Source organism: Paraclostridium bifermentans (genome assembly GCF_964259345.1).
In the GTDB taxonomy this organism is placed as follows: Bacteria; Bacillota; Clostridia; order Peptostreptococcales; family Peptostreptococcaceae; genus Paraclostridium; species Paraclostridium bifermentans_B.
In genome coordinates, this window is the sequence record NZ_CAXVJR010000006.1 from 161800 (window position 1) to 185615 (window position 23816).

Annotated in this window: 20 protein-coding genes and 1 riboswitch; of the genes, 19 read left to right on the top strand and 1 reads right to left on the bottom strand. The window is 26.4% G+C overall.

All coding sequences use genetic code 11. From position 1 onward, the window contains the following. The 13 genes from ACEXNK_RS13175 to ACEXNK_RS13235 all read left to right on the top strand — a co-directional run bounded on the left by ACEXNK_RS13175 (nucleotide 1) and on the right by ACEXNK_RS13235 (nucleotide 15698). Nucleotides 1-1410 (top strand): vWA domain-containing protein, encoded by a 1410-nt coding sequence (locus ACEXNK_RS13175; RefSeq protein ID WP_373599009.1) that lies wholly within the window; start codon nucleotides 1-3, stop codon nucleotides 1408-1410. A gap of 205 nt (nucleotides 1411-1615) precedes the next feature. Then, a complete protein-coding gene (locus ACEXNK_RS13180) occupies nucleotides 1616-2818 on the top strand; it encodes a dicarboxylate/amino acid:cation symporter (protein ID WP_373599010.1) in 1203 nt (400 codons plus the stop codon). 197 nt (nucleotides 2819-3015) lie between these two features. Continuing rightward, the gene (locus ACEXNK_RS13185) at nucleotides 3016-3564 is read left to right on the top strand and encodes a sigma-70 family RNA polymerase sigma factor (RefSeq protein WP_373599011.1); all 549 of its coding nucleotides are present in this window, start codon (nucleotides 3016-3018) and stop codon (nucleotides 3562-3564) included. 10 nt (nucleotides 3565-3574) lie between these two features. Next, nucleotides 3575-4639, top strand: coding sequence for a DUF4179 domain-containing protein (locus ACEXNK_RS13190; protein WP_373599012.1), 1065 nt, complete (start codon nucleotides 3575-3577; stop codon nucleotides 4637-4639). A 189-nt stretch (nucleotides 4640-4828) separates the two neighbouring features. Continuing rightward, complete coding sequence (locus ACEXNK_RS13195) at nucleotides 4829-5890, top strand: efflux RND transporter periplasmic adaptor subunit (protein WP_373599013.1); 1062 nt, start codon at nucleotides 4829-4831, stop codon at nucleotides 5888-5890. Between the two features lie 26 nt (nucleotides 5891-5916). After that, nucleotides 5917-6600, top strand: coding sequence for an ABC transporter ATP-binding protein (locus tag ACEXNK_RS13200; RefSeq protein WP_373599014.1), 684 nt, complete (start codon nucleotides 5917-5919; stop codon nucleotides 6598-6600). Between the two features lie 2 nt (nucleotides 6601-6602). Beyond that, nucleotides 6603-7817, top strand: a complete 1215-nt coding sequence (locus tag ACEXNK_RS13205) for an ABC transporter permease (protein ID WP_373599015.1) — start codon at nucleotides 6603-6605, stop codon at nucleotides 7815-7817. Between the two features lie 132 nt (nucleotides 7818-7949). After that, nucleotides 7950-8543: a hypothetical protein gene (locus ACEXNK_RS13210; protein ID WP_373599016.1), complete on the top strand. Its 594-nt coding sequence runs from the start codon at nucleotides 7950-7952 to the stop codon at nucleotides 8541-8543. An 884-nt stretch (nucleotides 8544-9427) separates the two neighbouring features. Further along, complete coding sequence (locus tag ACEXNK_RS13215; RefSeq protein ID WP_373599017.1) at nucleotides 9428-10786, top strand: peptide MFS transporter; 1359 nt, start codon at nucleotides 9428-9430, stop codon at nucleotides 10784-10786. A 357-nt stretch (nucleotides 10787-11143) separates the two neighbouring features. Beyond that, nucleotides 11144-11854 (top strand): metal-dependent hydrolase, encoded by a 711-nt coding sequence (locus tag ACEXNK_RS13220; protein WP_373599018.1) that lies wholly within the window; start codon nucleotides 11144-11146, stop codon nucleotides 11852-11854. A 244-nt stretch (nucleotides 11855-12098) separates the two neighbouring features. After that, entirely contained in the window at nucleotides 12099-12722 is a 624-nt protein-coding gene (locus ACEXNK_RS13225) for a DUF4004 family protein (protein ID WP_373599019.1), read from the top strand. 88 nt (nucleotides 12723-12810) lie between these two features. Continuing rightward, nucleotides 12811-12986: riboswitch (Lysine riboswitch) on the top strand. Between the two features lie 135 nt (nucleotides 12987-13121). Then, nucleotides 13122-14417 carry a diaminopimelate decarboxylase gene (gene lysA, locus ACEXNK_RS13230; protein WP_373599020.1) on the top strand — a complete coding sequence of 432 codons (1296 nt, stop codon included), beginning with the start codon at nucleotides 13122-13124 and terminating at the stop codon, nucleotides 14415-14417. A 21-nt stretch (nucleotides 14418-14438) separates the two neighbouring features. After that, nucleotides 14439-15698: a dicarboxylate/amino acid:cation symporter gene (locus ACEXNK_RS13235; RefSeq protein ID WP_373599021.1), complete on the top strand. Its 1260-nt coding sequence runs from the start codon at nucleotides 14439-14441 to the stop codon at nucleotides 15696-15698. Between the two features lie 59 nt (nucleotides 15699-15757). Here ACEXNK_RS13235 and ACEXNK_RS13240 read toward each other — a convergent pair whose 3' ends face one another. Beyond that, the gene (locus ACEXNK_RS13240; RefSeq protein ID WP_373599022.1) at nucleotides 15758-16618 is read right to left on the bottom strand and encodes a patatin-like phospholipase family protein; all 861 of its coding nucleotides are present in this window, start codon (nucleotides 16616-16618) and stop codon (nucleotides 15758-15760) included. A gap of 161 nt (nucleotides 16619-16779) precedes the next feature. On the opposite strand from ACEXNK_RS13240, the gene ACEXNK_RS13245 reads away from it, so the two are divergent. The 6 genes from ACEXNK_RS13245 (at nucleotide 16780) to ACEXNK_RS13270 (ending at nucleotide 23801) form a co-directional block, all read left to right on the top strand. Next, the gene (locus ACEXNK_RS13245; RefSeq protein ID WP_373599023.1) at nucleotides 16780-17448 is read left to right on the top strand and encodes a response regulator transcription factor; all 669 of its coding nucleotides are present in this window, start codon (nucleotides 16780-16782) and stop codon (nucleotides 17446-17448) included. A 2-nt stretch (nucleotides 17449-17450) separates the two neighbouring features. Beyond that, a complete protein-coding gene (locus tag ACEXNK_RS13250; protein ID WP_373599024.1) occupies nucleotides 17451-18488 on the top strand; it encodes a sensor histidine kinase in 1038 nt (345 codons plus the stop codon). Between the two features lie 101 nt (nucleotides 18489-18589). Beyond that, complete coding sequence (locus ACEXNK_RS13255; RefSeq protein WP_373599025.1) at nucleotides 18590-19357, top strand: ABC transporter ATP-binding protein; 768 nt, start codon at nucleotides 18590-18592, stop codon at nucleotides 19355-19357. Then, nucleotides 19347-21383, top strand: coding sequence for an FtsX-like permease family protein (locus ACEXNK_RS13260; RefSeq protein ID WP_373599026.1), 2037 nt, complete (start codon nucleotides 19347-19349; stop codon nucleotides 21381-21383). The genes ACEXNK_RS13255 and ACEXNK_RS13260 overlap by 11 nt, the downstream gene beginning before the upstream one ends. Before the next feature lie 116 nt (nucleotides 21384-21499). Continuing rightward, nucleotides 21500-22744, top strand: coding sequence for a hypothetical protein (locus tag ACEXNK_RS13265; RefSeq protein ID WP_373599027.1), 1245 nt, complete (start codon nucleotides 21500-21502; stop codon nucleotides 22742-22744). 130 nt (nucleotides 22745-22874) lie between these two features. After that, entirely contained in the window at nucleotides 22875-23801 is a 927-nt protein-coding gene (locus ACEXNK_RS13270) for a chemotaxis protein (protein ID WP_373599028.1), read from the top strand. The last annotated feature ends 15 nt before the right edge of the window (nucleotides 23802-23816 follow it).

Sequence of the window (23816 nt, forward strand, 5' to 3'; positions counted from 1 at the left end):
ATGGAAACTTATTTTGAAAAACAAACAAGGGAACTTTATAAAAAAGCAAATGAAGTTGTTAATACTTATGCAGTATTAAAAGCAAACCATAATGAAGAAAAATTTGAAGTAGATATTCCAAAAGACTTTGAAAATGAATTTTTTAAACTAGTAGATAAAGTTAATTTAAGTCTTATGGAAGATAAGGATAATTTTTATGGATATTTCTTATTTCAAATGTCAAGGGAGATAAGATTTGATATAAGTAGTCCAACTGGAATAAACTTTAAGAATGCTAAATACGTAATATATTTTAATCCGTTAATATTTTTAAATCTTAATATGAAGCAAATGGAATCTACAATAAAACATGAGATACTTCATGTAATATCGATGCATTTAATAAGAGCAAAACATCTGAAGGGTAGATATTCTACATTAGCTATAAATATGGCTATGGATATAATCGTTAATAAATACTTAGATTATTTACCTCCTTATGCAACTACATTACAGTGGGTAAATTTAAATTATTCATTAAAACTTGAGCCATATGAAACGTTTGAATATTACGTAGAAAAAATACAAACAGCTCTAAATCTATTAGAAGAAGATGATGAAGGGAAAGAAGACGATAGCAATCAAAATGATAATATAGAAACTGAATACAATCCAGAACGAACTCATGATATTTGGCAAGAGTCTGATGATATAGAAGACAAAACACTTAAAGAGTTTACAGAAAAAGCTATAAATAATTCTCAAAAAGGAACTATACCATCATATTTAGATAACTTAATATCATCACTTAAAAATAGTAAAAGTGAACTACCTTGGAACATATATCTTAAGAGATTGATGGGAACTATTGAAAGTAATAAGAAAAAGACTATAACAAGAAGAAATAGAAGACAACCCAATAGATTAGATTTAAGAGGCGAACTTAGAGGTCATAAAGCAGAGATAGCAGTTGCGATTGATACAAGTGGAAGTATTAGTGATGAAGAATTTAGACAAGCTATAAAAGAGGTTCTTAGTATAGTTAAAAATTATAATCAAGAGATTACTATTATAGAATGTGACAATGAGATTAGAAGAACATACAAAGTAAAATCTACAAAAGATATAAAAGATAGACCACATATTAGAGGTGGAACTAAATTTAGTCCAGTTTTTAAATATGCTAATAATAAAAAACTTAACTTACTTATATATTTTACAGATGGAAAAGGTGAAAATAGATTGGAAGTAACTCCTAGAGGCTATAAAATCTTATGGGTTATTTCTGGAAGAGGAGATAAACTTTCGTTAGCAGAGCCTTTTGGAGCTGTAAAAAAACTAAGTAAAGTTAAAGTAAAAGATGATATATTTGATATGAATGATGTTAGAATAGATGGATATTCTATGAATAATCAACAGCCAATTTTATAATAAACAAAATTTTACTAAAAATAGTGTGGATAAGTAAGAGATATTAACATGAAAATGTTAGTATCTTTTTTTACGTTTAAGGAAACTTTGATTAACTAAAAATTATAAATAATATTCGTTGACATGTAGCATATATATAACTACAATTACTATTGAGATAGGGGATAGTAAGAAAAATAACAATTAAATAACAGGGGGGAGTATTATGAAAAAGCTATTTGAAAGCTTAATATTTAAGTTAGTATTGGCAGTAATAGTAGGTTTAATGATAGGGTTTTATGCACCTAGCTCTTTTATGAATATCATAGTTACCTTAAAACACATATTAGGGCAAGTAATATTTTTTGCAGTACCATTAATTATAATTGGATTTATAGCGCCTTCTATTGCTAAACTTAAAAGTAATGCATCAAAATTACTAGGATATGCAGTTGGACTGGCATATATATCATCTGTAGGAGCTGCTACACTTTCGGCAATTTGTGGGTATATATTGATTCCTAAATTATCAATACAATCTACAACACAAGGGTTAAGAGAATTACCAGAACTTATATTTCAATTAGACATACCGCAAATAATGCCGGTTATGAGTGCATTATTCTTATCAATAATATTAGGGTTAGCAACAACTTGGACTAAAGCAGATTTAATAGAAAAATTATTAGATCAATTTCAAGGAATTGTGTTAAGTTTAGTTAACAAAATAGTCATCCCTTTATTACCATTTTTTATAGCAACAACATTTGCAGCATTGGCTTATGAAGGGTCAATAACTAATCACTTACCAGTATTTATGAAAGTTATAGTTATAGTTTTAATAGGACATTTTATTTGGTTAGGATTATTATATGTTATAGGTGGAATTATATCAGGAAAAAATCCTATAGATGTATTAAAATATTACGGACCTGCATATTTAACTGCAGTAGGAAGTATGTCATCAGCGGCAACTTTACCAGTAGCATTAGAATGTGCTAGAAAATCTAAGGCTTTAAGAAAAGATATATTAAATTTTTCTATACCACTTTGCTCAAACATACATCTTTGTGGATCTGTCTTAACTGAAGTTTTTTTTGTAATGGTGGTATCTCAAATCTTATATGGAAAACTTCCAGATTTAACTTCAATGGTAATATTTATAATTTTATTAGGAATATTTGCAATAGGAGCGCCAGGTGTTCCAGGGGGAACAGTTATGGCATCACTAGGGTTAATTACAAGTGTATTAGGGTTTAATGAAACTGGAACTGCATTAATACTAACAATATTTGCACTTCAAGATAGTTTTGGAACAGCGTGTAATGTAACTGGAGATGGGGCTATTACTCTAATGCTTACTGGAATAGCAGATAAAAAACATATAGAAAGTGAACAAGATTACGAAGAAGAAGCTAATAAAATTTAGAAAAAAATGCTAACTTATGATATCATAAGTTAGCATTTTTAGTTTTTGTAAGTATAAGTGATTTAAAGAGAGTTTTATAAAATCTAATCAATTACAAAATAAATATAAAATTTATAATTATTTTGATAGATAAATATAAGTTTGATTCGAAAATATATATAAGAATAGAATTTCAAAGATATATCGGAGGAAATTAAATGAAAATTACAGAAGATAATTTTATTCTAAAGCTAAAGCAAAAAGATGAAAAAGCATTGGAATATATTATAGATAACTATGGATGGATTATAAAATCTATTGTTAAGAAAAATTTATATAATTTAGAAAGTCATCAAGACGAATGTATAAATGATATTTTGCTAGGCGTTTGGAATAATATTGATAGTTTTGATGAAAACAGAAGCACATTTAAAAACTGGTTAGCGGGAGTTACTAAATACAAAACAATAGACTATCAAAGAAAGTATATAAAACATTTAAAAAATGAAAATATAGATGATTTAAATATAAAAACAGAAGACAATTCACATAAAGAACTTATAGAAAGTGAACTTAGTGAAGAAATGGAAAAAATGCTTAGTCACTTAAAAGAAAAAGATAGAGAACTATTTTTAAAGTTATATGTAAATGAAGAAGACATAGACAGTATAAGCGAAGAAACAGGTATGCATAGAGATGTAATTTATAATAGAGTTTCAAGAGGTAAAAAAAAGTTAAAAAATATATTTAAATTTGGAGAAAAGTAGAGGTATATTTATGAAAAATATATATGATATGTTAAATGATGTAGATATAGATTTAGATGAATATGAAAAAGAAGATTTTAATGATATAGAGAAACAAAGAATAAAAAAGAAATTTAAAAAATCTATTAATAGAAAAAATAATAATAACAAAAAATATGTAGCAGTAGCGTCTGCAGCTGTAATAACGATAGGACTTTTATCTAATAGTAATATAAGAACTTATGCTTATGAAAAGTTAGTAGATATCGGCAATAATATAAAGTCGGCATTAGGAATAGAGGTCAATTTAGATGAATATGTGGAAAATATAAATCAATCAGTAACTAGAAATGGATTAACTGTAAGTATTAAAGAAGTTGTATTAGATGGAAATGAACTATTAATATTTATAGAACATGAATATGATAAAGATTTAAAAGAAGTAGAATCTATTGAGTTAATATCTGAAAAATTATATGTAAATGGCAAAAAAGTAAATAAGGGTATGTCTGGATACTATACAAAACGTAGTGGAAGTAAATCTGAGTTTGTATTAGGGTATGAATTAGACAAAGCAGAATATAAAGGAGATATAGATGTTAAATTAAGAATAATGGACGCTTATAAATGGGAAGATGAAAAAAGCGAAGATTTTAAAAGAATTATAGGTCCTTGGACATTTAAATTCAAAGTTAATGCAGATAAGGTATCAAAAGATACTAAAATAGTTAAATTAGATAAAGATATAAAATTAGAAAATGGATTCAATATGGATATAGTTGAATATAAACAAAATAAATTAAATCAAGTTATTACAATTAAAAGTAACAATATAAATGAAATTGAAAATGATGGAGTATTAGTTTTTAAAGGAACTGATAATTTTGGAAATGACATAGAGTTTTCTCCTAAAAATGGAATGGCAGATTCTCGTATAGGTTATAAATATGAATTTGATTCATCAAAAAATGAATTTAATTTTAATACTCAGTATTTAAGTGTAGCTCCTTACATTCGTAGAACTATAGAAAAAGATGGAAAGTATCAGGTTAAAGATAAAAAAATTGGAGAAGAATTTAAAATAGATTTAAGATAATAAAATAAAAAAGCTAATTTCTTTAAAAAAGAAATTAGCTTTTTTATTTTGATAGATACCTTAAAATCATATACGAATTAATATTTGAAATAAAAAAATTAAAAATGATAGATTTTGATTTAAGCATTACGAAATATTAAATGAAATTAAGATAAGAAATATTAATTAAGGTATTTTAGCGGAGGGTATATGAAATTTTTAAATAAAATAAAATTAAGTAAAAAACAACAAATTATAGCATGTATAGCAGTAGGAGTTATATCTTTTGGAGGTTTCCAAACTTATGTATCAGTAAAAGAAGATATGAAATATCAAAAGCAAATGGAAAATTTATTTGATATTTATACTGTTGTAGGAAAAGAAAGAATATTTATGACGGGAAAAGTTGAGCCTAACAAATCGGAAAATATATATGTAAGTGCAGAAAAAGGAGAATTATACAAAGTAAATGTTGAAGACAAACAATATGTAGAAAAGGGTACGGTATTACTTACTTACAAAGATAATTCAAAAGTAGAAGAAATAAAAAACATAAATTTACAAATAGCACAAAAGAAAAAAGAAAAAGAAAGTTCAGAAGATGAAGAGATGAAAAAAGCTTTGGATGAAGAAATAAAGCAGTTAAACAAACAAATATCAGATTTAAATAAAGGGGTGTACCAATACGTATATGCACCATTTAATGGAAAAATATATTTAAATACAGATTCTGATAAAAATGATGCAACAAAGCCAGTAATGAAAATACAATCACCTGATTTTTACGTAAAAGCACAAGTAAATGAAAGAGACTCATACAAGATAAAAAACAACCAAAATATAAAAATAACTACTTTAGCTACAAAAGAAAAATATGATGGAATTATATCAAACATATCAGATATACCATTAGAATCAGCGGAATTAAATCAAGGATATAACAATGATTCAGGTATGAGCCAATATGAAGTAAAAGTAAATTTAGAAAGTCAAGATAATTTAAAAAGTGGATTACACGTGCAACTTACAGCTTTATATGGTGATGAAAATAGAAAAATACCAAACTCATCAGTAATAAATGAGAATGGTAAACATTATGTCTATAAAGTTAAAAATAAAATAGCGCATAAAACAGAGATAACGGTAGTGGATGAAAAAGAAGGGTACACATTGGTTTCTAGTGGATTAAAAGAAAGAGATGAAATAGTTATCAATGTACAAGATAGAACTATAGAAGACGGACAAGAAATATACACTGGAGAAGATATGTAAAAACAGGAGAAAGCGAGGAAGAAAGATTGGGACAAAATATAATTGAATTAAAAAATATACAAAAATATTATCCAATAGGTAGAGAAAGTTTACATGTTTTGAAATCTATAAATTTAGATATAAAAAAAGGTGAATTTCTAATGATTGTGGGAAAGTCAGGGAGTGGAAAAACTACTCTACTTAATATTCTGGGATTTTTAGATAGATTTAATGAAGGTCAATATTTTTTTAAGAGTGAGGATGTTACAAATTTGAATGAAAAAGAAAGATCTATATTTAGAAATTGCAATATAGGCTTTGTGTTTCAGCAATTTAATCTTATACAAAATTTAAATATATATAAAAATGTAGAATTACCTATGATATACAACAACAAATACAATAGAGAAGAAAAAGATAAAAGAATAAAAGCGAAATTAAAGATAGTGGGATTATTAGATAAGATAAATCAAAGGCCTCTGGAGCTATCAGGAGGGCAACAACAACGAATAACTATAGCTAGAGCATTAGTAAATGATCCAGATATAATATTTGCAGATGAACCTACGGGAGCATTAGATACAGATACAAGTAAAGATATAATGGAACTTTTAACAAGTTTAAATAAAGAAGGAAAAACTATAATTATGGTTACTCATGAGCCTGATCTTTTAAAATATGCAACTAAGGTTATCAGATTAGAAGACGGCGTTATAGTTGAGGAGGTTTAATCATGGTAATTATAAAAAATGCTATAGAGAATATAAAAACAAATAAAATTAGAGTAATAGCTGCTATGGTATGGATAGTTCTTGGAATAACATCAGTTATAGTGGTTTCAAGTATAGGTAATGGAATAGAAAAAAAGTCCTTAGAAACTAAGAAAAATCCAGAATTTAGAAAGCTTGTTGTGAATTTTTATGCAAATCCAGATAGCCCCATAGGAGATTCAGCTTTTTATGAACCATTTACACAAGAAGATATAACTAGATTATCAAATATGAAAGAAATTGAACTAGTTACACCAAAATATGGAGATTCTCAAGAAAGTATATATAGTGGAGAATTACGTGTAGGAGAGAATATAAAATATGCAAAGTTAACTCAATATAAAAATAATACAAAATTAGATATAGCATATGGAAGAAAATTTTCTATTGAAGACTTAGAACGAAAAACAATAATAATAGATCATGAATTAGCTTATAACTTATTTTATAATGACCCTAAAAGTGCAGTAGGAGAATCTATAAATCTAAATGGAGAAATTTTTGAGGTAATAGGAGTATTAAAAGAAATAAAAGTAGATCCTCAAGATACAGAAAATAGTTATAGAGAATTAGAGTCATATTTACCTAAAAAATCATTAGAAGAGTTAGGTAACAAAGGATTTTCTAGCTCAACTATAACTGGATTAGACATATTAACATCGGCTGAATACGATACTTATGAAGCTTTAGATAAAATAAATAAAATGTTTGAGGAAACAAAAAATCCGGAAGATGGTTCGTATGGAATAAATGGAAATAGTGATGCGGAAATGGACATACAAAATTTAAGTTTTATGATAAATACATTTACTAAAACTTTATCAAAAATATCATTATTTATAGGTGGAATTGGAATTATGAATATAATGTATATGGCTGTATCTGAAAGAAAAAGAGAAATCGGTATAAGAAGAGCTATAGGAGCACAACCCAAAGATATACTTATACAATTTTTAATAGAAACAGTAGTTATAACCGTACTTGGTGGAATTATAGGGATGGTTGTAGGGACTTTTGCTGCTAATTATGCGTCTTTATATGTTGGAGTAGATGCTATACCAAATGTTCAATCATATATGAGAGCATTTTTTGTATCTATAGCTACAGGGGCTATATTTGGAGTTATACCAGCTATTAAGGCAGCTAAGTTAGATCCAATAAAAGCAATACAAGGATAAATGTTTAGAACAAACTACTTAAGTATGAAAAATATAAAAATATATTGAAAATTTGATAGATATGATAAATAGTAAAACGAATATAGATATGAAATGAGTTTTATTAAATGTTTTTAAAAAGGAGATAATGAAATGAAAATAAATAAAAAAATAGCTTTAGGAATAATAACAGGCGTAATGACTATATCAATTGGGATATTTGGAGTAGTTCAATATGGAAAAATAAATATATTACAAAATACAGAAGTTACGATTTCATCAGGTGTTTATAACTTAAAAAATGAGATGAAAGAAATTAATGATATATTAATAGAAAATAAAGGAGATATAGAAAAATATAACGGTACAAAATCTGTAGTAAATGATATTCTAGAAAATGGAGAAAAAATTATATTATTAGATAATAAAGATTTAAAAGGAAATGAGACTCTGCATCCTGAAAATTGCAAAGACATAAATAAACAAACTGAAATAATATCAAAATTTAATGAAAGTGTAGATAAACTTATAGATATTTATAATAAAAATGATGAAATGAAATCAGATAAAAACATTTATGAAGATATGGAAACTATAATAGCAACTAATAATAGTAATGATGATTATATAGATGGTCTTAATGATGTAGATATAAAATTATTTAATGAAGGTATAGAGAAATTCCCAGCTAATATGGTTAAAGGTAACAATGGATGGGAAAAAGTAAATAATATAGGTAATAAATAATTTTAGTATAATTAAAAAATAACCATTTTTTTAAGCGTAGATAAATTCTACGCTTTTTTATGTTTAAAGAAACTATATATATCATTATTTCGTATACATTAGAAAAAAGCAGAAAAAATTTTTATTTTAAAATAGTTTAAGTAAATATACTTAAAAATTAAGAGTAAATCATAGATATAGGCTGTATAAATTAATATTAAAATATAAATAGTTTACTTTAAATATTCACAATTATAAATAAATTTTATATATATAGTATATTTATATTGACATGAAAAACGTTTTTTGATAAATTTCTCATAGGGGGAGATTTACATAAGGGGGATTAATAATAGAAATTGTTGAAAAATTGTCAAAATTAAATAGATAAATAAATTTACTATCGTAATATACACAAAATAAAAAATAAAAAGACAAGACGTTTTGACAATTAATTGCACTTATAATAAATTATTTTATTTATCAAAAATTTGAATGCACAAATGATTAAATAGTACTATCATTATATTAGACACAATTCATTTTAACATCTAAAAAATCGAGTTTTATAAAATTATAATTCGATAAGGAAAATATAAATTCAATTTAATACGACATCTAAGAATTCAAGAAAAGAATTCAGCAAATCAGACATAATTAGTAATTAAAAATTACATAATCGACATAAAATATCCAAAGCATCTATGAAAATAAAAATCAATAAACGGGGCTATAATCTTTTGCTAAATTAGGGTTTAGTTAAAAGTTATAAGTAAATAATTAATTTCTACATATAGTGACTCAGGTAATAGGGGAATCATTTTGCAAAATTATATTAAAAGCAGAATATGTATGTAACTGGCACTAGTAGAAATCTAAAAGTCAAATACTTTGGAGGGGGAAATATGGAAAACGCAGTAAAAACTAAAAAGAAGTATCCTTTTGGATTCTATGTATGTTCTTTATCTTTCACATTAGAACGTATGGCATTTTATTCTTCAAAATGGTTAATAGGAATCTTTATAGCTGCTTCAGTAGCAAAAGGTGGACTTGGATTAACTCCAGCAGATGGAGCTAAAATGACAGCTAACTTAGTTGCATTTACTTACTTAACTCCTATACTTGGAGGTATAATAGCAGATAAATGGTTAAGTCCAAGATTATGTGTACCTATAGGAACAATACTTATGGGACTTGGGTATATGTGTGGATGGCAAGCATCAGTTCAGTCATCAGCTACATTTGTATGGTTAATGATACTTCTTGTATCAATAGGTACAGGATTCTTCAAAGGAAATGTTGCTGGTATAAATGGTAGATTATTTGATAATAAAGAAGAACTTGACGGAGCATTCTCTGTTCAATATTCTTTTGTTAATATAGGATCATTTATAGGAACTACTTTCGTATCTTTCATAGCATATTCTACAATAGGATTTGGTGGTACATTCTTAATATGTGCAATGCTTTTATTCCTAGATACAATATGGTTTGTAATTGGAGGAAGAATGTCTTTCGGAGATGTTGGTAAAAAACCTTTCAAAATTGATGAAGTTAAAGAAGCTTCAGGTAAAAAAGTAGAAGTAGATGAAAGTAATCCTTTAACTAAGAAAGAAAAGTTAAGAGTTGGAGCAATCGTACTTGTTACTATATTCTCTATAGTATTCTGGGTTGTTTGGTACTTAACATACATGCCAGTTATGTATCACTGGGGACCAGACTTTGATTACGCTAATAAAGCAAACTGGATGATAGGGAACTTCACAGTACCATCTTCTTGGTTTGATTCATTAAACGCTTTATGTTGTATACTTCTTGGACCAGTTTTAGCTATGATTTGGAATAAGCTTGCTAAATCTCCTAAAGGTGATTTAAGTATGTTCAAGAAAACTGCATTAGGTATGGTATTACTTGGAGCAGCATTTGTTGTAATGGCATTAGCTGAAGTTATAAGAGGTGATGGTCAAGCAAACTTAATGTGGATAGTTATGGTCGGGGTATTAATGTCACTTGGTGAAATGGTATTCTCTCCACTTGGAAACTCATTTATAAGTAAATTCTCACCTGCTAAATTACTAGGATTAATGATGGGTGTATGGCCATTTGCAGTATTTATAGCTGGTAAATCATATGGATACTTATATGAGTACTTATCTAAATATTCATTTGCACCTGCATATGCAGTAGTAGCTGTAATAGTTATAGTATGTGGTATAGTATTATGGGGATTAGATAAAAAATTAAGTAAATTAGTAGAAGACTAAAATTAAGATTAAAAATAAATGTAAACATCGACTATAAAATATAGTCGATGTTTTTTTATGAAAAACTAAGTACAGAGATTAAAATTAAAAAAATATAGTTATATGTAATGTAGTTTAAAGATATTAACAGGAAGTTATAAAATTACTTATAGATAAGTATGGTAAAATATCTTTTAATGGTATAGAATATTTAGAGTATATTTAGAAAGACACTAAAAACTAATAACAACGCTTATTATATAATTACTATAAATTAAAAGAAGGTATGATATTTATCATATCTTCTTTTTTACGCTTAAAAAATGAGTTAAATTAAATAAAAATAGGTATATAATTAAATGAATAGGAGGTGCAACAATGAATTCAACAGCACATAAATGTGGAGGAGTTGCATTAGCATCTATAGCCACATTAGTATTTAGCGTACATAACCATGTATCTATAGAACAAGGTATAATGCTTGTAACAGGAGCCACATTTGGGGCATTATTACCAGATATAGATCATAAAGGTAGTGAAGTAGGCAAGAAACTAAAGCCTATATCAAAAATTATTTGTGAAAATACAGAACATAGAGGATTTACGCATACCTTTGTATGTGCTTTTATAGTTTCAATGTTTTTAATTGGAGTAGTAGGGATTACAAAAAGTTTTTATCATGAAAGCTTAATATCTAGATTGATACTAGGAGGAATAAGTGGATTTTTAATATGGATAGCTTTAGATACAGCTTTAAATTCAATGAGACCTAAATTTGTACATAATAAAAAAATAAAGAAATTATTAGATTTAGAGTATCCATCTTTAATCATATTAATAGGTATATGCACTATATTTTCAAGTAGAGTATATGATAGTTTAGATATGTTTGCATGGGGAGCTACTATTGGATATATTAGTCATATTATTTTGGATTTATTTAATCCAATGGGAGTGCCTATATTTTATCCTATAAGTAAACATAGGGTTCATATAGCAAATATAAAAACTGGAGCTCAGGAAGGAATAGTATCGGCAGTTTGCAATGTAGTAACTGTATTTGTATTAGTTGAGCTATTTATATTATAAGCATAAAAAGGTGTATAAAGGAAAGTCTGCATAGAAAAAATATCTATGTAGGCTTTTTTTATTGGTAAAATAGGAGTATAATTATAAATATAACAATGTTACGTTGAATAAAATAAAGAATATAAAACAATGAAACAATGTTACAAAATATGTAATATAAATAATAAAAACAAAGAAATATAGAACAAATACACTAATAAAGTCATATGTTTACTTAAATATATAAATGAATTAAGGAGGGTATATGGAAGATCTAATATCTAAAAAAGATTTGTTAGAAAAAACAAAGATATCTTATGGACAATTGTATAGATGGAAGAGAAAAGATATAATACCAGAAGATTGGTTTATAAAAAAATCCACATTTACAGGGCAAGAAACATTTTTACCTAAAGAAAAAGTATTAGAGCGAATAAACTTAATACTATCAATGAAAGATGATAAGTCTTTAGATGAGATGTGTGATTTTTTTAATAAAAAAATTGAAGTAAAAGAATACAAGATAGATGAGTTAATAGAAAAAAATATTTTAAGTGATTATACAAAAAATGTATTTTATAGTCTATGTGGAAACAATGAAACTATAGGAATAAAAGAACTATTAATTATAGGAATAATAGAAAAATATCTTGTTAAGTCAATTATAACGATGGATGAAATGAGGCTTATAATAGATATTATTAGTAATAACTTTGATAATTTATTTAAAGAAGAGGCTCGTATATATGTTTTTAGAAAATTTGGAGTACCATTTGTAATGGGATGTATCGATTATAATCAAGTTATGATAGATAAGGAGCTTGTCAAGATAATAGATATACATATTACAAAAGAACTAACAGAAATAAATAAACTAGTAGAAAAATAAGCTTTATATGAATATTATTTGAAAAATTCAGAAAAATAATTGACAAGTAAAATTTATATATGTAAAATAACGTATTAAATAAATAATAATTGATTGTAGAGGTCGCGATACTTATCAGTACCAATAATGAGGCAAGCACAATGACTTATTGGGAAAGGAACTATCGCCGAAGGATATAACTGATGCTTTAAGGTTATAGTCCTGGGTATGTATAGAATATATGCATAACTGTCACAAGTAAAATTGTGTTGAGCTACATTTAAGGAACGGATAGTATTTTATGTTAGAACCATAATCTCCCTTAAGTGTTACTTAAGTGGAGATTTTTTTTATTAAAACATTAAAAACTAATATGTCCTGTAGCAACCTCAAACATCAAAATATAGGAGGTTATGCAAAATGAAATTACAAGGAACAATGTCTATTGAACAAGGTCAATTATATGTAGGAGGAATAAGTTGTGAAGAACTTAGAAAAGAATACCAAACACCACTATATATATTTGATGAAGAATTAGTTAGAAATAACTGTAGAGAATACAAGGAATATTTCGAAGTTGAAGAAAGAAAAAATAGAGTTGCATATGCAGGTAAGGCTTTTTTACCAATTTATATGTGTGACTTAATAAACCAAGAGGGATTGTATCTAGATGTAGTATCAGGTGGAGAACTATATACGGCAAATAAGGCAAATTTCCCTATGGAAAGAATATTATTTCATGGGAATAACAAAACCATAGAAGAAATAGAAATGGGTGTAAACCTAGGTGTAGGTAGATTTGTAGTAGATAATTATTATGAACTAGATTTATTAGAAAAAATATGTGAAGAAAAAAATAAAAAACAATCTATTTATTTTAGAATAACACCAGGTATAGAAGCTCATACACACGATTATATAAAAACAGGACAAATTGACTCTAAGTTTGGATTTACCTTATCTAATGGAGATTTACATAATGCCCTAGAACATATTAAAAACTATAAAAATATAGAATTAGTAGGAATACATGCTCATATAGGGTCTCAAATATTTGATGTAGAGCCATTTTTAGATGAAGTAGAAATAATGATGAACTTAGTAAAAGACATAAGAGAAAATCATTACATAAATATAAAAGAAGTAGATTTGGGTGGAGGAGTAGGAGTTTATTACACAGAAAAAGATGAGCCTAAAACTATAAAAGAATTTTGTAAAGCTATAATAACAAAATGCGATAAAGTATGCAAAGAAATAGGCATAGATACACCTATCTTAGTTATAGAACCAGGAAGATCTATAGTTGCAAATGCGGGAAGTACTATATATACAGTAGGTTCTATTAAAGATATAAAAGATGTTAGAACTTATGTAAGTGTAGATGGAGGGATGACTGATAATATAAGACCTTCTCTTTATCAAGCTGGATATGAATGTGCAATTGCGAATAAGATGGGTCAAGAAAAAAATAACCAGGTAACAATAGCTGGTAAATGTTGTGAGAGTGGTGATATACTAATAACTGATGCTGATATTATGGATATAGAAAGTGGAGATATACTAATAATGTCATCTACTGGTGCATATGGATATTCTATGTCATCAAACTATAATAAAATCATTAAGCCAGCAGTTGTATCAGTTCGAGGTGGAGAGGCTAATTTAATATGTAAAAGACAAAGTTATGAAGACCTTTTAAGCTTAGAACTATTATAAAATTTAATAAGGAGTCATAAGATGAAATCATTTTGGAAGAATTACAAATCATCGATTATATTGCTAGGAGCAATATTAATAGGTGGTGTAGTAGGTGTAGTAATGGGTCAAGACGCTGTAGTTTTTAAACCAGTTGGAGACTTATTCTTAAACCTATTATTTATGACATTAGTACCATTAGTATTCTTTAGTGTAACATCAGCCATATCTAATATGGGAGAGATGAAAAGATTAGGTAAAATATTAAAGAATATAGTTTTAGTATTCGCAACAACTGCTATTATAGCAGCTATAGTAGGTATTATAGGAGTTCTTATAATTAATCCAACAAAAGGATTAGATCCAAGTATGTTCTCGGATTTAATGAAGAATGCAACAGAAAGTGCTGATTCTGAAAAAGTTGGTTTATTACAACAACTTGTAAATACGGTAACAGTTTCAGATTTTAAAGATTTATTATCAAAATCAAATATGTTACAACTTATAATATTCTCTATACTAGTAGGTATAGCAACAGTTATGGCAGGAGATGTAGCCAAGCCTATAGCTAAGCTTACTCAAGCTGGAGCTGCTGTAATGATGAAAATAGTAGATTTAGTAATGAAGATAGCACCATTAGGACTTGGATGTTATTTTGCAAGTGTAGTAGGAGAATTAGGACCACAAATTCTTTCTGGATATGCTAAAGCATTTGTATTATATCTATTATTATCTATAGTTATATACTTAGGAGCATTTACTTTATATGCGTATATAGCTGGAGGAAAACAAGGAGTTAAAGTATTCTGGGAAAATGCAATAGCACCAACAGTAACAGCATTAGCTACTTGTTCAAGTGCAGCATCAATACCTGTAAATATGGATGCAAGTAAAAAAATGGGAGTACCAAACGATATAGCAGAAACTGTTATACCATTAGGTGCAAACATACACAAAGATGGTTCAGTTATAGGAGGAGTATTAAAAATAACATTCCTATTTGGGCTATTTGGAAAAGATATGACTAGTATATCAGCTATACTTTCAATATTAGTAGTATCATTCTTAGTTGGAGCTGTAATGGGAGCTATACCAGGTGGAGGAATGATGGGAGAAATGTTAATCATAAGTGTTTATGGATTCTCTCCAGAAGTGTTACCTATAATAGCTGTTATAAGTACTATTATAGATGCACCAGCTACTGTATTAAACTCAACAGGAAATACAGTTTGTTCTATGATGGTTGCAAGACTTGTAGAAGGTAAAGATTGGCTAAAACGAAGTTGTAAAAGTGAAGCTTAATTAAATACTAATTTAAAATAAAAAGGAACTATCTAAAATAGATGGTTCCTTTTATATATTTAAAAACTTTTAGCAGTATTTATAAAATCTAAAACATTAGGATATAGTTCTTTTGCATCATTATAACCCTCTAAATATAAATTTGTTAATTTATCGATATCTTTTTCAACTTGGCTAACTTTAACTGGATTTTTGGGTCTAATAACGAAAGCATCACCTTTTTGAGATAGCTCATTAATTATATCGAGACTCTTATTATAGTTAATATGTCTATTTTCAATAGCTTTAACAAGTTTAGGGTATTTTTTATATTTTCTTTTAACAATAGAAATAAGTTTTTGCTTACTTTTTCTGTAAGATAAGTCTCTAGTTAATATGACTATATTTTTTTTATATCCTTGATTTATAGAATATTCAATAGGAATTGAATCAGAAACTCCTCCATCTAGCAATTTATAATTATCAACTTCTACTATATTTGCAAACATTGGAATAGAACATGATGCTTGCATGTAAATTATATCTTTTTTCAAATCTTTTAATTCAAAGTATTCTGCTTTGCCGCTTTCACAGTTGGTTGTAACAACTACAAATTTAGAATTAGATTTATTAAATGTATCATAATCATAAATATTTAATTCATTAGGGATTTTATTAAACATAAAGTCCATACCGAAAATTGAGCCTGTTTTGATTAAATTTTTAAAACTTAAATAGTTTTTATCACCTATATAATCTATTGTAGAATGATAGGCTCTCTTATATTGCTTTGATAAATATGAAGAAGCATGACAACTACCTGCTGAAACTCCAATTACTAAATCAACTTCTATATCTTTTTCTATAAAAAAATCTAAAACACCAGCAGTATAAATACCTCTCATACCGCCACCTTCTAATATCAATCCTATCTTATTCATAATTATCCTTCCTGGTTTATAAAAATATATTTAAATATTAGTTATACTTTTAGAACTATTATATTCCAAAGTATTTAGATTGTCTATATAAGCAAATGGCATAGAATAAATATATCCTATATAATTAATATGAGTAAATACTTTAGTGGGAGAGATGTATTATGGAAAAGATTATAATAATAGAAGATGAAGAAAAAATAAGGAACGAATTAAAAAACTTCTTAGCTAATTATAATTATGAAGTTATTACCATAGAAGAATTTGAAAATGTAGTAGAAGAAGTATTAAATATAGATGCACATTTAGTTTTATTAGATATAAATCTACCAGTATGTGATGGATACTACTTATGTAGAAAAATAAGAGAAAAGTCAAATATTCCAATAATAGTAGTAACAAGTAGAGATACGGAAATGGATGAATTAATGAGTATGAATTTAGGAGCTGATGATTTTGTAACAAAACCATACAACACGCAAATACTACTAGCTCGAATAAACTCTCTTTTAAAAAGAACTTATAAAAATTTAAACTCAGATATGCTTAAATATAAAGGCTTAGAGCTAGATTTATCTAAAAATACTGCAAGCTTTAAAAATCAAGAAGTTGAATTAACTAAAAATGAGTTTAGAGTATTAAATTGTTTAATTAAAAATAAAGGTAAAATAGTTTCAAGAGGAGATTTGATGGATTATTTATGGGATTTAGATTTATTTGTAGATGATAATACACTTACAGTTAATATAAATAGACTTAGAAAAAAATTAGATGCAATAGGATGTAATGGATACATAGAAACTAAAAGGGGGAGAGGCTATATAATGCCGTAACTATGAATATAAAAGACTATTTAAAAGAGAGAAGCTTAGAAATATTTTTGAATTTTATGTTTTTTGTTTTTGTAATTTATATTTTAAAATTAGCTTACATTGAACGAATAACAATACATTTTATAGTACTACTTTGGATAGCATTAACTAGTATATCTATTTTATATGACTACAATAAAAAGAAGTCTTATTATAATCAATTACTTTTATCACTTCAGGAGTTAGATAAAAAGTACTTATTACCTGTAGTTATAAACGAAGCTTCTTTTTTAGAAGGCAAAATATTATACAAAATACTTAGTATCACAGACAAAGCTATGAATGAAGAAGTTAATAAATATAAATTTAATCAAGAAGAATATAGAGAATATCTTGATTTATGGGTACACGAAATAAAAACTCCAATAGCTGCTAGTAAATTAATAATTGAAAATAATAAAAATGAAACTACTTTAAGTATTTTAGAAGAAATTGAAAAAGTAGAGAGTTTTATAGAACAAGCTCTTTATTACTCAAAAAGTAATGAATTAGAAATGGATTATATAATAAAAGAAACTAACTTAAGAAAATGTATAAATAACACTATCAAAAAAAATAAAAAATTAATTAGAGAAAACAAAATATGTATAGATATAGAGGATTTCAATGAAGTTGTTTATTGTGATAGCAAATGGATAGAGTTTATACTAAATCAAATAATAGTGAACTCTATAAAGTACATAGGAAACAAAAATATTAATAAAAAATTAGAAAAGGAATTTCCTAAAATATCAATATATACAAAGTTAAAAGGCAATAGCTTAGAGCTTTATATAAAAGATAATGGAATAGGAATAGATAAAAAAGATTTAGATAAGGTTTTTAGCAAAGGATTTACAGGAATAAATGGAAGAAAGATTAAAAAGTCAACTGGAATGGGGTTATATATATCAAAAAAACTAGCCGATAAAATGTATTTAGGGATAGAAATAGATTCTATAATAAACAAAGAAACTACTGTAAAAATAACATTTCCAAAAAGTAATATGATTCAAATGTAGATAACCTTACATTATCGTAAGATAGCTGTAAGGTTATCTTATTAATGTAATCCTCTAAAAGCAATACACTATAAGTATAAAATAAATATGGAGGAGATAAGATGAATACAGTTTTAAAAGTTAAAAATATAGAAAAATATTATGGGAATAAGAAAAATTTGACTAAGGCAATAAATAATATTTCATTTGAAGTAGATAAGGGAGAGTTTGTAGGAATTATGGGCCCTAGTGGAAGTGGAAAAACTACACTTTTAAATTGCATAGCTACAATAGATAAGGCAACAACAGGAACTATTCAAATAGAAGATAGAGATATAACAACTTTATCAAGAAAGAAAATAGAAAAGTTTAGAAGAGAGCACTTAGGGTTTATATTCCAAGAATTTAACTTATTAGACACTTTAACAGTTTATGAAAATATAGCATTAGCGTTATCTGTAGTTGGAGTTAAAGGATCAGAAATAGATGAAAAAGTAAAAGTTGTTTCAAATAAATTAGGAATTTCAGATATATTAGGTAAATTTCCCTATGAGGTATCAGGAGGTCAAAAACAAAGAGTAGCTTGTGCAAGAGCTATAATAAATGAACCAGCATTAATTCTTGCAGATGAACCAACAGGATCATTAGACTCAAAGTCAGCTAGAGTTTTACTTGAAAACTTAGAAGATTTAAATGAAAGTTTAAACTCGACGATAATGATGGTTACACATGATGCATTCACAGCTAGTTACTGTAAAAGAATTTTATTTATAAAAGACGGAAAAATTTTCAATGAGTTAATAAGAGGTAATGATGATAGAAAAGAATTTTTCAAAAGAATAATAGAAGTTGTTACTCTTTTAGGAGGTGACAATAGTAATGTTATTTAAGTTATCTAAAAGAAATGTACAAAAAAGTGTAAAAGATTATAGTATTTATTTTCTAACACTTGTTTTAGGTGTTTGTATATTTTATGTATTTAACTCAATTGAAGCACAAACTGTTATGATGGATATATCACAAAGCAGAAAAGAATTTATAGAAAGCATAACTAAAGTAATTTCTGTTGTATCTGTTTTTATATCTTTTGTTTTAGGATTTTTAATAATATATGCTAATAATTTTATAATAAAGAAAAGAAATAAAGAATTTGGTATATATATGACACTGGGAATAAGTAGAAGTAAAATTTCTTTTATGTTATTTTTTGAAACTGTTGTAATTGGAATAATAGCACTTGCTGTAGGATTATTCGTAGGGGTATTTTTATCTCAAGGGCTAGCAACAGTAACTGCAAGTTTATTTGAAGTTGATATGAAAAAATATACCTTTGTATTTTCAAAGGATGCTTGTATAAAAACAACAATATATTTTAGCATAATGTTTTTTATAACTATGTTACTAAACTTTATAGTAGTTTCTAGATATAAGCTTATAAATTTAATAAACAGCCAAAGAAGAAGTGAGAGTTTAAAAAGTACAAATTTAATATTATCAGTAGTACTTTTTATATTATCTATAGTTTGTTTAGGAACAGCTTATAAACTTATTTTAGATAATGCTCTTATAGATATAGCAGATAATAAATTTAAGTTATCTATATTATTAGGTATTTTAGGAACAGTACTATTCTTTAGATCACTAGCTGGATTTTTAGTGAAATTAGTTCAAAGTGATAAAAATTTATATTTAAGAAATCTTAATACGTTTACGCTAAGACAGTTAAACAGCAAGATTAATACAAATTATATATCAATGAGTGTTATATGTTTGATGCTATTTATATCTATAGGTATGTACTCTGCAGCAATATCAATAAAAGTTGCAATGGAGAAATCATCAGAGTTTAGAACTCCATACGATATGACTATAAGTGAAGAATATATTTATCAAGAAAAACCTAATTTTACTAATGAAAAATTAAGTGATATGACTCAAAAATTTGGATTTAATGTAAAGGATTATTCTAAAGATTATATAGACTATAATTTTTACAATTCTCCAGTAAAATTTAAGGAAATGTTTAAAAATACTTCAGATGAATTTTTAGGTAAACAAATAAAAGTTATGATGGACTTTAATATTCCTGTTGTGAAACTTTCAGACTATAATAGATTATCTCAAATGCAAGAAAAGAAACCTATAGAGTTAAAAGACAATGAAGTATTAGTTATTACAGATATGGATGTTATGAAAAACCCAGTAAAGGATTATATAAAAAATAATAAAAATATTAAAATAGGTGAAAATGAATTTAAAGTTAAATCTGATTATAAATATCAAGCACTAGAAAGTAATATAGGAAATAGTAAGTTCATAACATTGGTAATAGGAGATAATTATGTAAATGATTATGATATAAGTAAAAAATGTTTAAGTTTAAATTATAAGTTAGATAATCCTAATACTGAAGAAAAAGTTAATAAAAACTTTGAGCAAATGGCTAATAAAATGGAAAAAGATAACTATTATAAGAATACACAAATATATTATATAACTAGAAGTTTAGGGTTAGATATAAATATGAGTACATCGTGTATGTTCTTATATGTAGGAATATATGTAGGATTGGTTTTCTTAATATGTAGTGCAGCGGTTCTAGCACTTAACCAATTATCAGGAGCAACAGAAAGTTTAGGAAGATATGAAATACTTAAAAAGCTTGGCGTAAGTTCTGACATGATAAATAAATCAATATTTATACAAGTTTTAATATATTTTGCACTTCCAATAATGTTAGCTTTAGTCCATAGTATATTTGGAATAAAAGTAGCAAATAACGTAGTAAATATATTTGGAAATTATAATACTACAGGAAACAATATAGTTTCAATAGGGAGTATATGTATAATATATGCTATATATTGCTTTGGAACTTACAGAGGATATAAAAGAATAGTAAATAAAAATAATTAACATAAAAATGGATGCCTTTGAGCATCCATTTAAATTATACAGAAACTTTAAACTTAACCGTACAATATTAAAATAAGTAAAAATAAGGAATATATATCACTTAAGGAGCAAGTGAAATGATTAATAATGTAAATAAGAACTCATATAATGCTAACTTGTACGGCAAAAGTACACTTAAATCTAATGATGAAATAAACAAAATTCAAAATAAATTAGAAACAACATTAAATAATAATGAACTAAAAAAACTAAATACTTTTCAGGGTGAAGAAGTAGGAGAGTTTTTAAACCGAATAAAAGAAGAAATAACAAATGCAGAACTAGCAGCTATAAAGATAGTTAGAGGAGAAGAACTAACACCAAAGGAAGAAAAGCTAATAAAAGAAAAATATCCAGAGCTAGAACAAACTGCAAAAGAAGCGAAAAAAGAATGTGAAACTCTAAAAAAAGATTTAAAGAATTGTAAAACTGATGAAGCTAGAAAAGAATTAATTTCTAATGTTGTTAAATATATAAAGACTATGATTAAAAAAGGCGTGCTTTCAGAACTACAATCTAGAATAAAATTATCCGGAGTCGAAGAGGCTCAAAAGAGTTTCACAGAATCGCAAAAAGAGTTAAATAAAGCAGAAATAATTGCTGTAAAAATAATAAAGGGTGAAAAATTAACTCTTAAAGAACAACAAATTATAAATCAGAAGTTTCCAGAAGTTAAGGAAATGGTAGAAAAAGCTACGAAAGAGTATTCAAATTTAAAAGAACAATTGAGATCATGTAAAACAGACCATGAAAGGCAAGCTATAATATCTAATGCAATTAAAGATATAAAAAATTTAGATAAAAATAATCTTATATCAAAAACAGAAGTTAAAGTGAAAATAGCTGTTATAGAAGAAATTGCAAAAGAAAGCAAAAAGATTCAATTGGAAGATAAAAAAGCAGAAATAATAGCAGTGAAAGTAATAAAGGGAGAAAAATTAAATCCTAAAGAAGAAAAATTTATAAATGATAAATATCCAGAAATTAAACAAATAGCTAAAGAATTGAAAGAAAAATACATAAACTTAAAAGAAAATATAAATAAGTTTGATACAAAAGAAGAAAAACAACAAGTAATATCTAAAGTGATTAATGATTTAGAATCTATAAATAAAAATGGATTAATTTCAAAAGCTCAATACAATATGAATTTATTAATGTTAGAGGAAATAAAAAAAGAAGAGCTAGGATATTTAAATAAAGAAAGAAAAAAATTATTTAATATAAATCAATATTTACCTTTTAATTTAGGATTGCCTTCTGAAAAAATATCTGCAGTCGTTATAGTTATAGTAATAATTATTATTTTATATATTATCTAAAATTTTATAATAAAATAATTAAAGAATTAATTATAAAGAATACTCTAGAATTATTGAAATAATCCGTATATAAAGATGTAAGTACGTATATTTTTTTATATTTATAAAATTTGTAAAATAGGAGGTTGTCATGGGATTTTCAGAAAATACAAGTCAAACAAAAATACTTTTAGAATCGGGAACTAATGAACTTGAAATTATGGAATTTACCATTGGTGGTGAATTATTCGGAATAAATGTAGCAAAAGTTAGAGAAATAATGATTGCTCAAGATGTTAAACAAATGCCTAATTCACATGAAGTGGTAGAAGGGGTATTTAAGCCAAGAAATGAAATTATAACAGTAATTGATTTAGGAAAATACTTAAATATACCTAAGCTAAATGAGAATGGTAATGATATTTTCATAGTAACACACTTTAACAAATTAAACTTTGCATTCCATGTTGAAACAGTGGTTGGAATAGCTAGAGTTTCATGGGAATCAATTAAAAAGCCTGATAGAGTTATATACGGTGGAGATGAAGGCGTTGCAACTGGAATAGCAGAATACCAAGATAGACTTATAACTATATTAGACTTTGAAAAAATTATTGCAGAAATAAGTCCAGAATCAAGTATACAATTCTCAGATATAGAAAAGTTAGGTAATCGTAAGCCAAGTGATAATACTGTATTAATAGTAGAAGACTCAGTATTACTTTCTAAGATGATAGTTGAATGTTTACATAAAGCAGGATATAAAAACACTGTAAAGGTAGACAATGGACAAGAAGCATGGGATTTCTTAGAAGAAGTAAAAGTTTGTGGAGATCCAGTTAAAGAGCATGTTGCATGTATAGTAACTGATATAGAGATGCCTTTAATGGATGGACATAGACTAACAAAGCTTGTAAAAGAAGACAGTGTTCTTAAAGACATACCATTAATATTATTCTCTTCATTAATAAGTGAAGAAATGCGTGTAAAAGGTAAATCTATAGGAGCAGATGAACAAATAACTAAACCTGAGATAGCTAATCTTGTAAGTATAATAGACAGATTAACAGCTAACTAAAAAAAATACTACTAA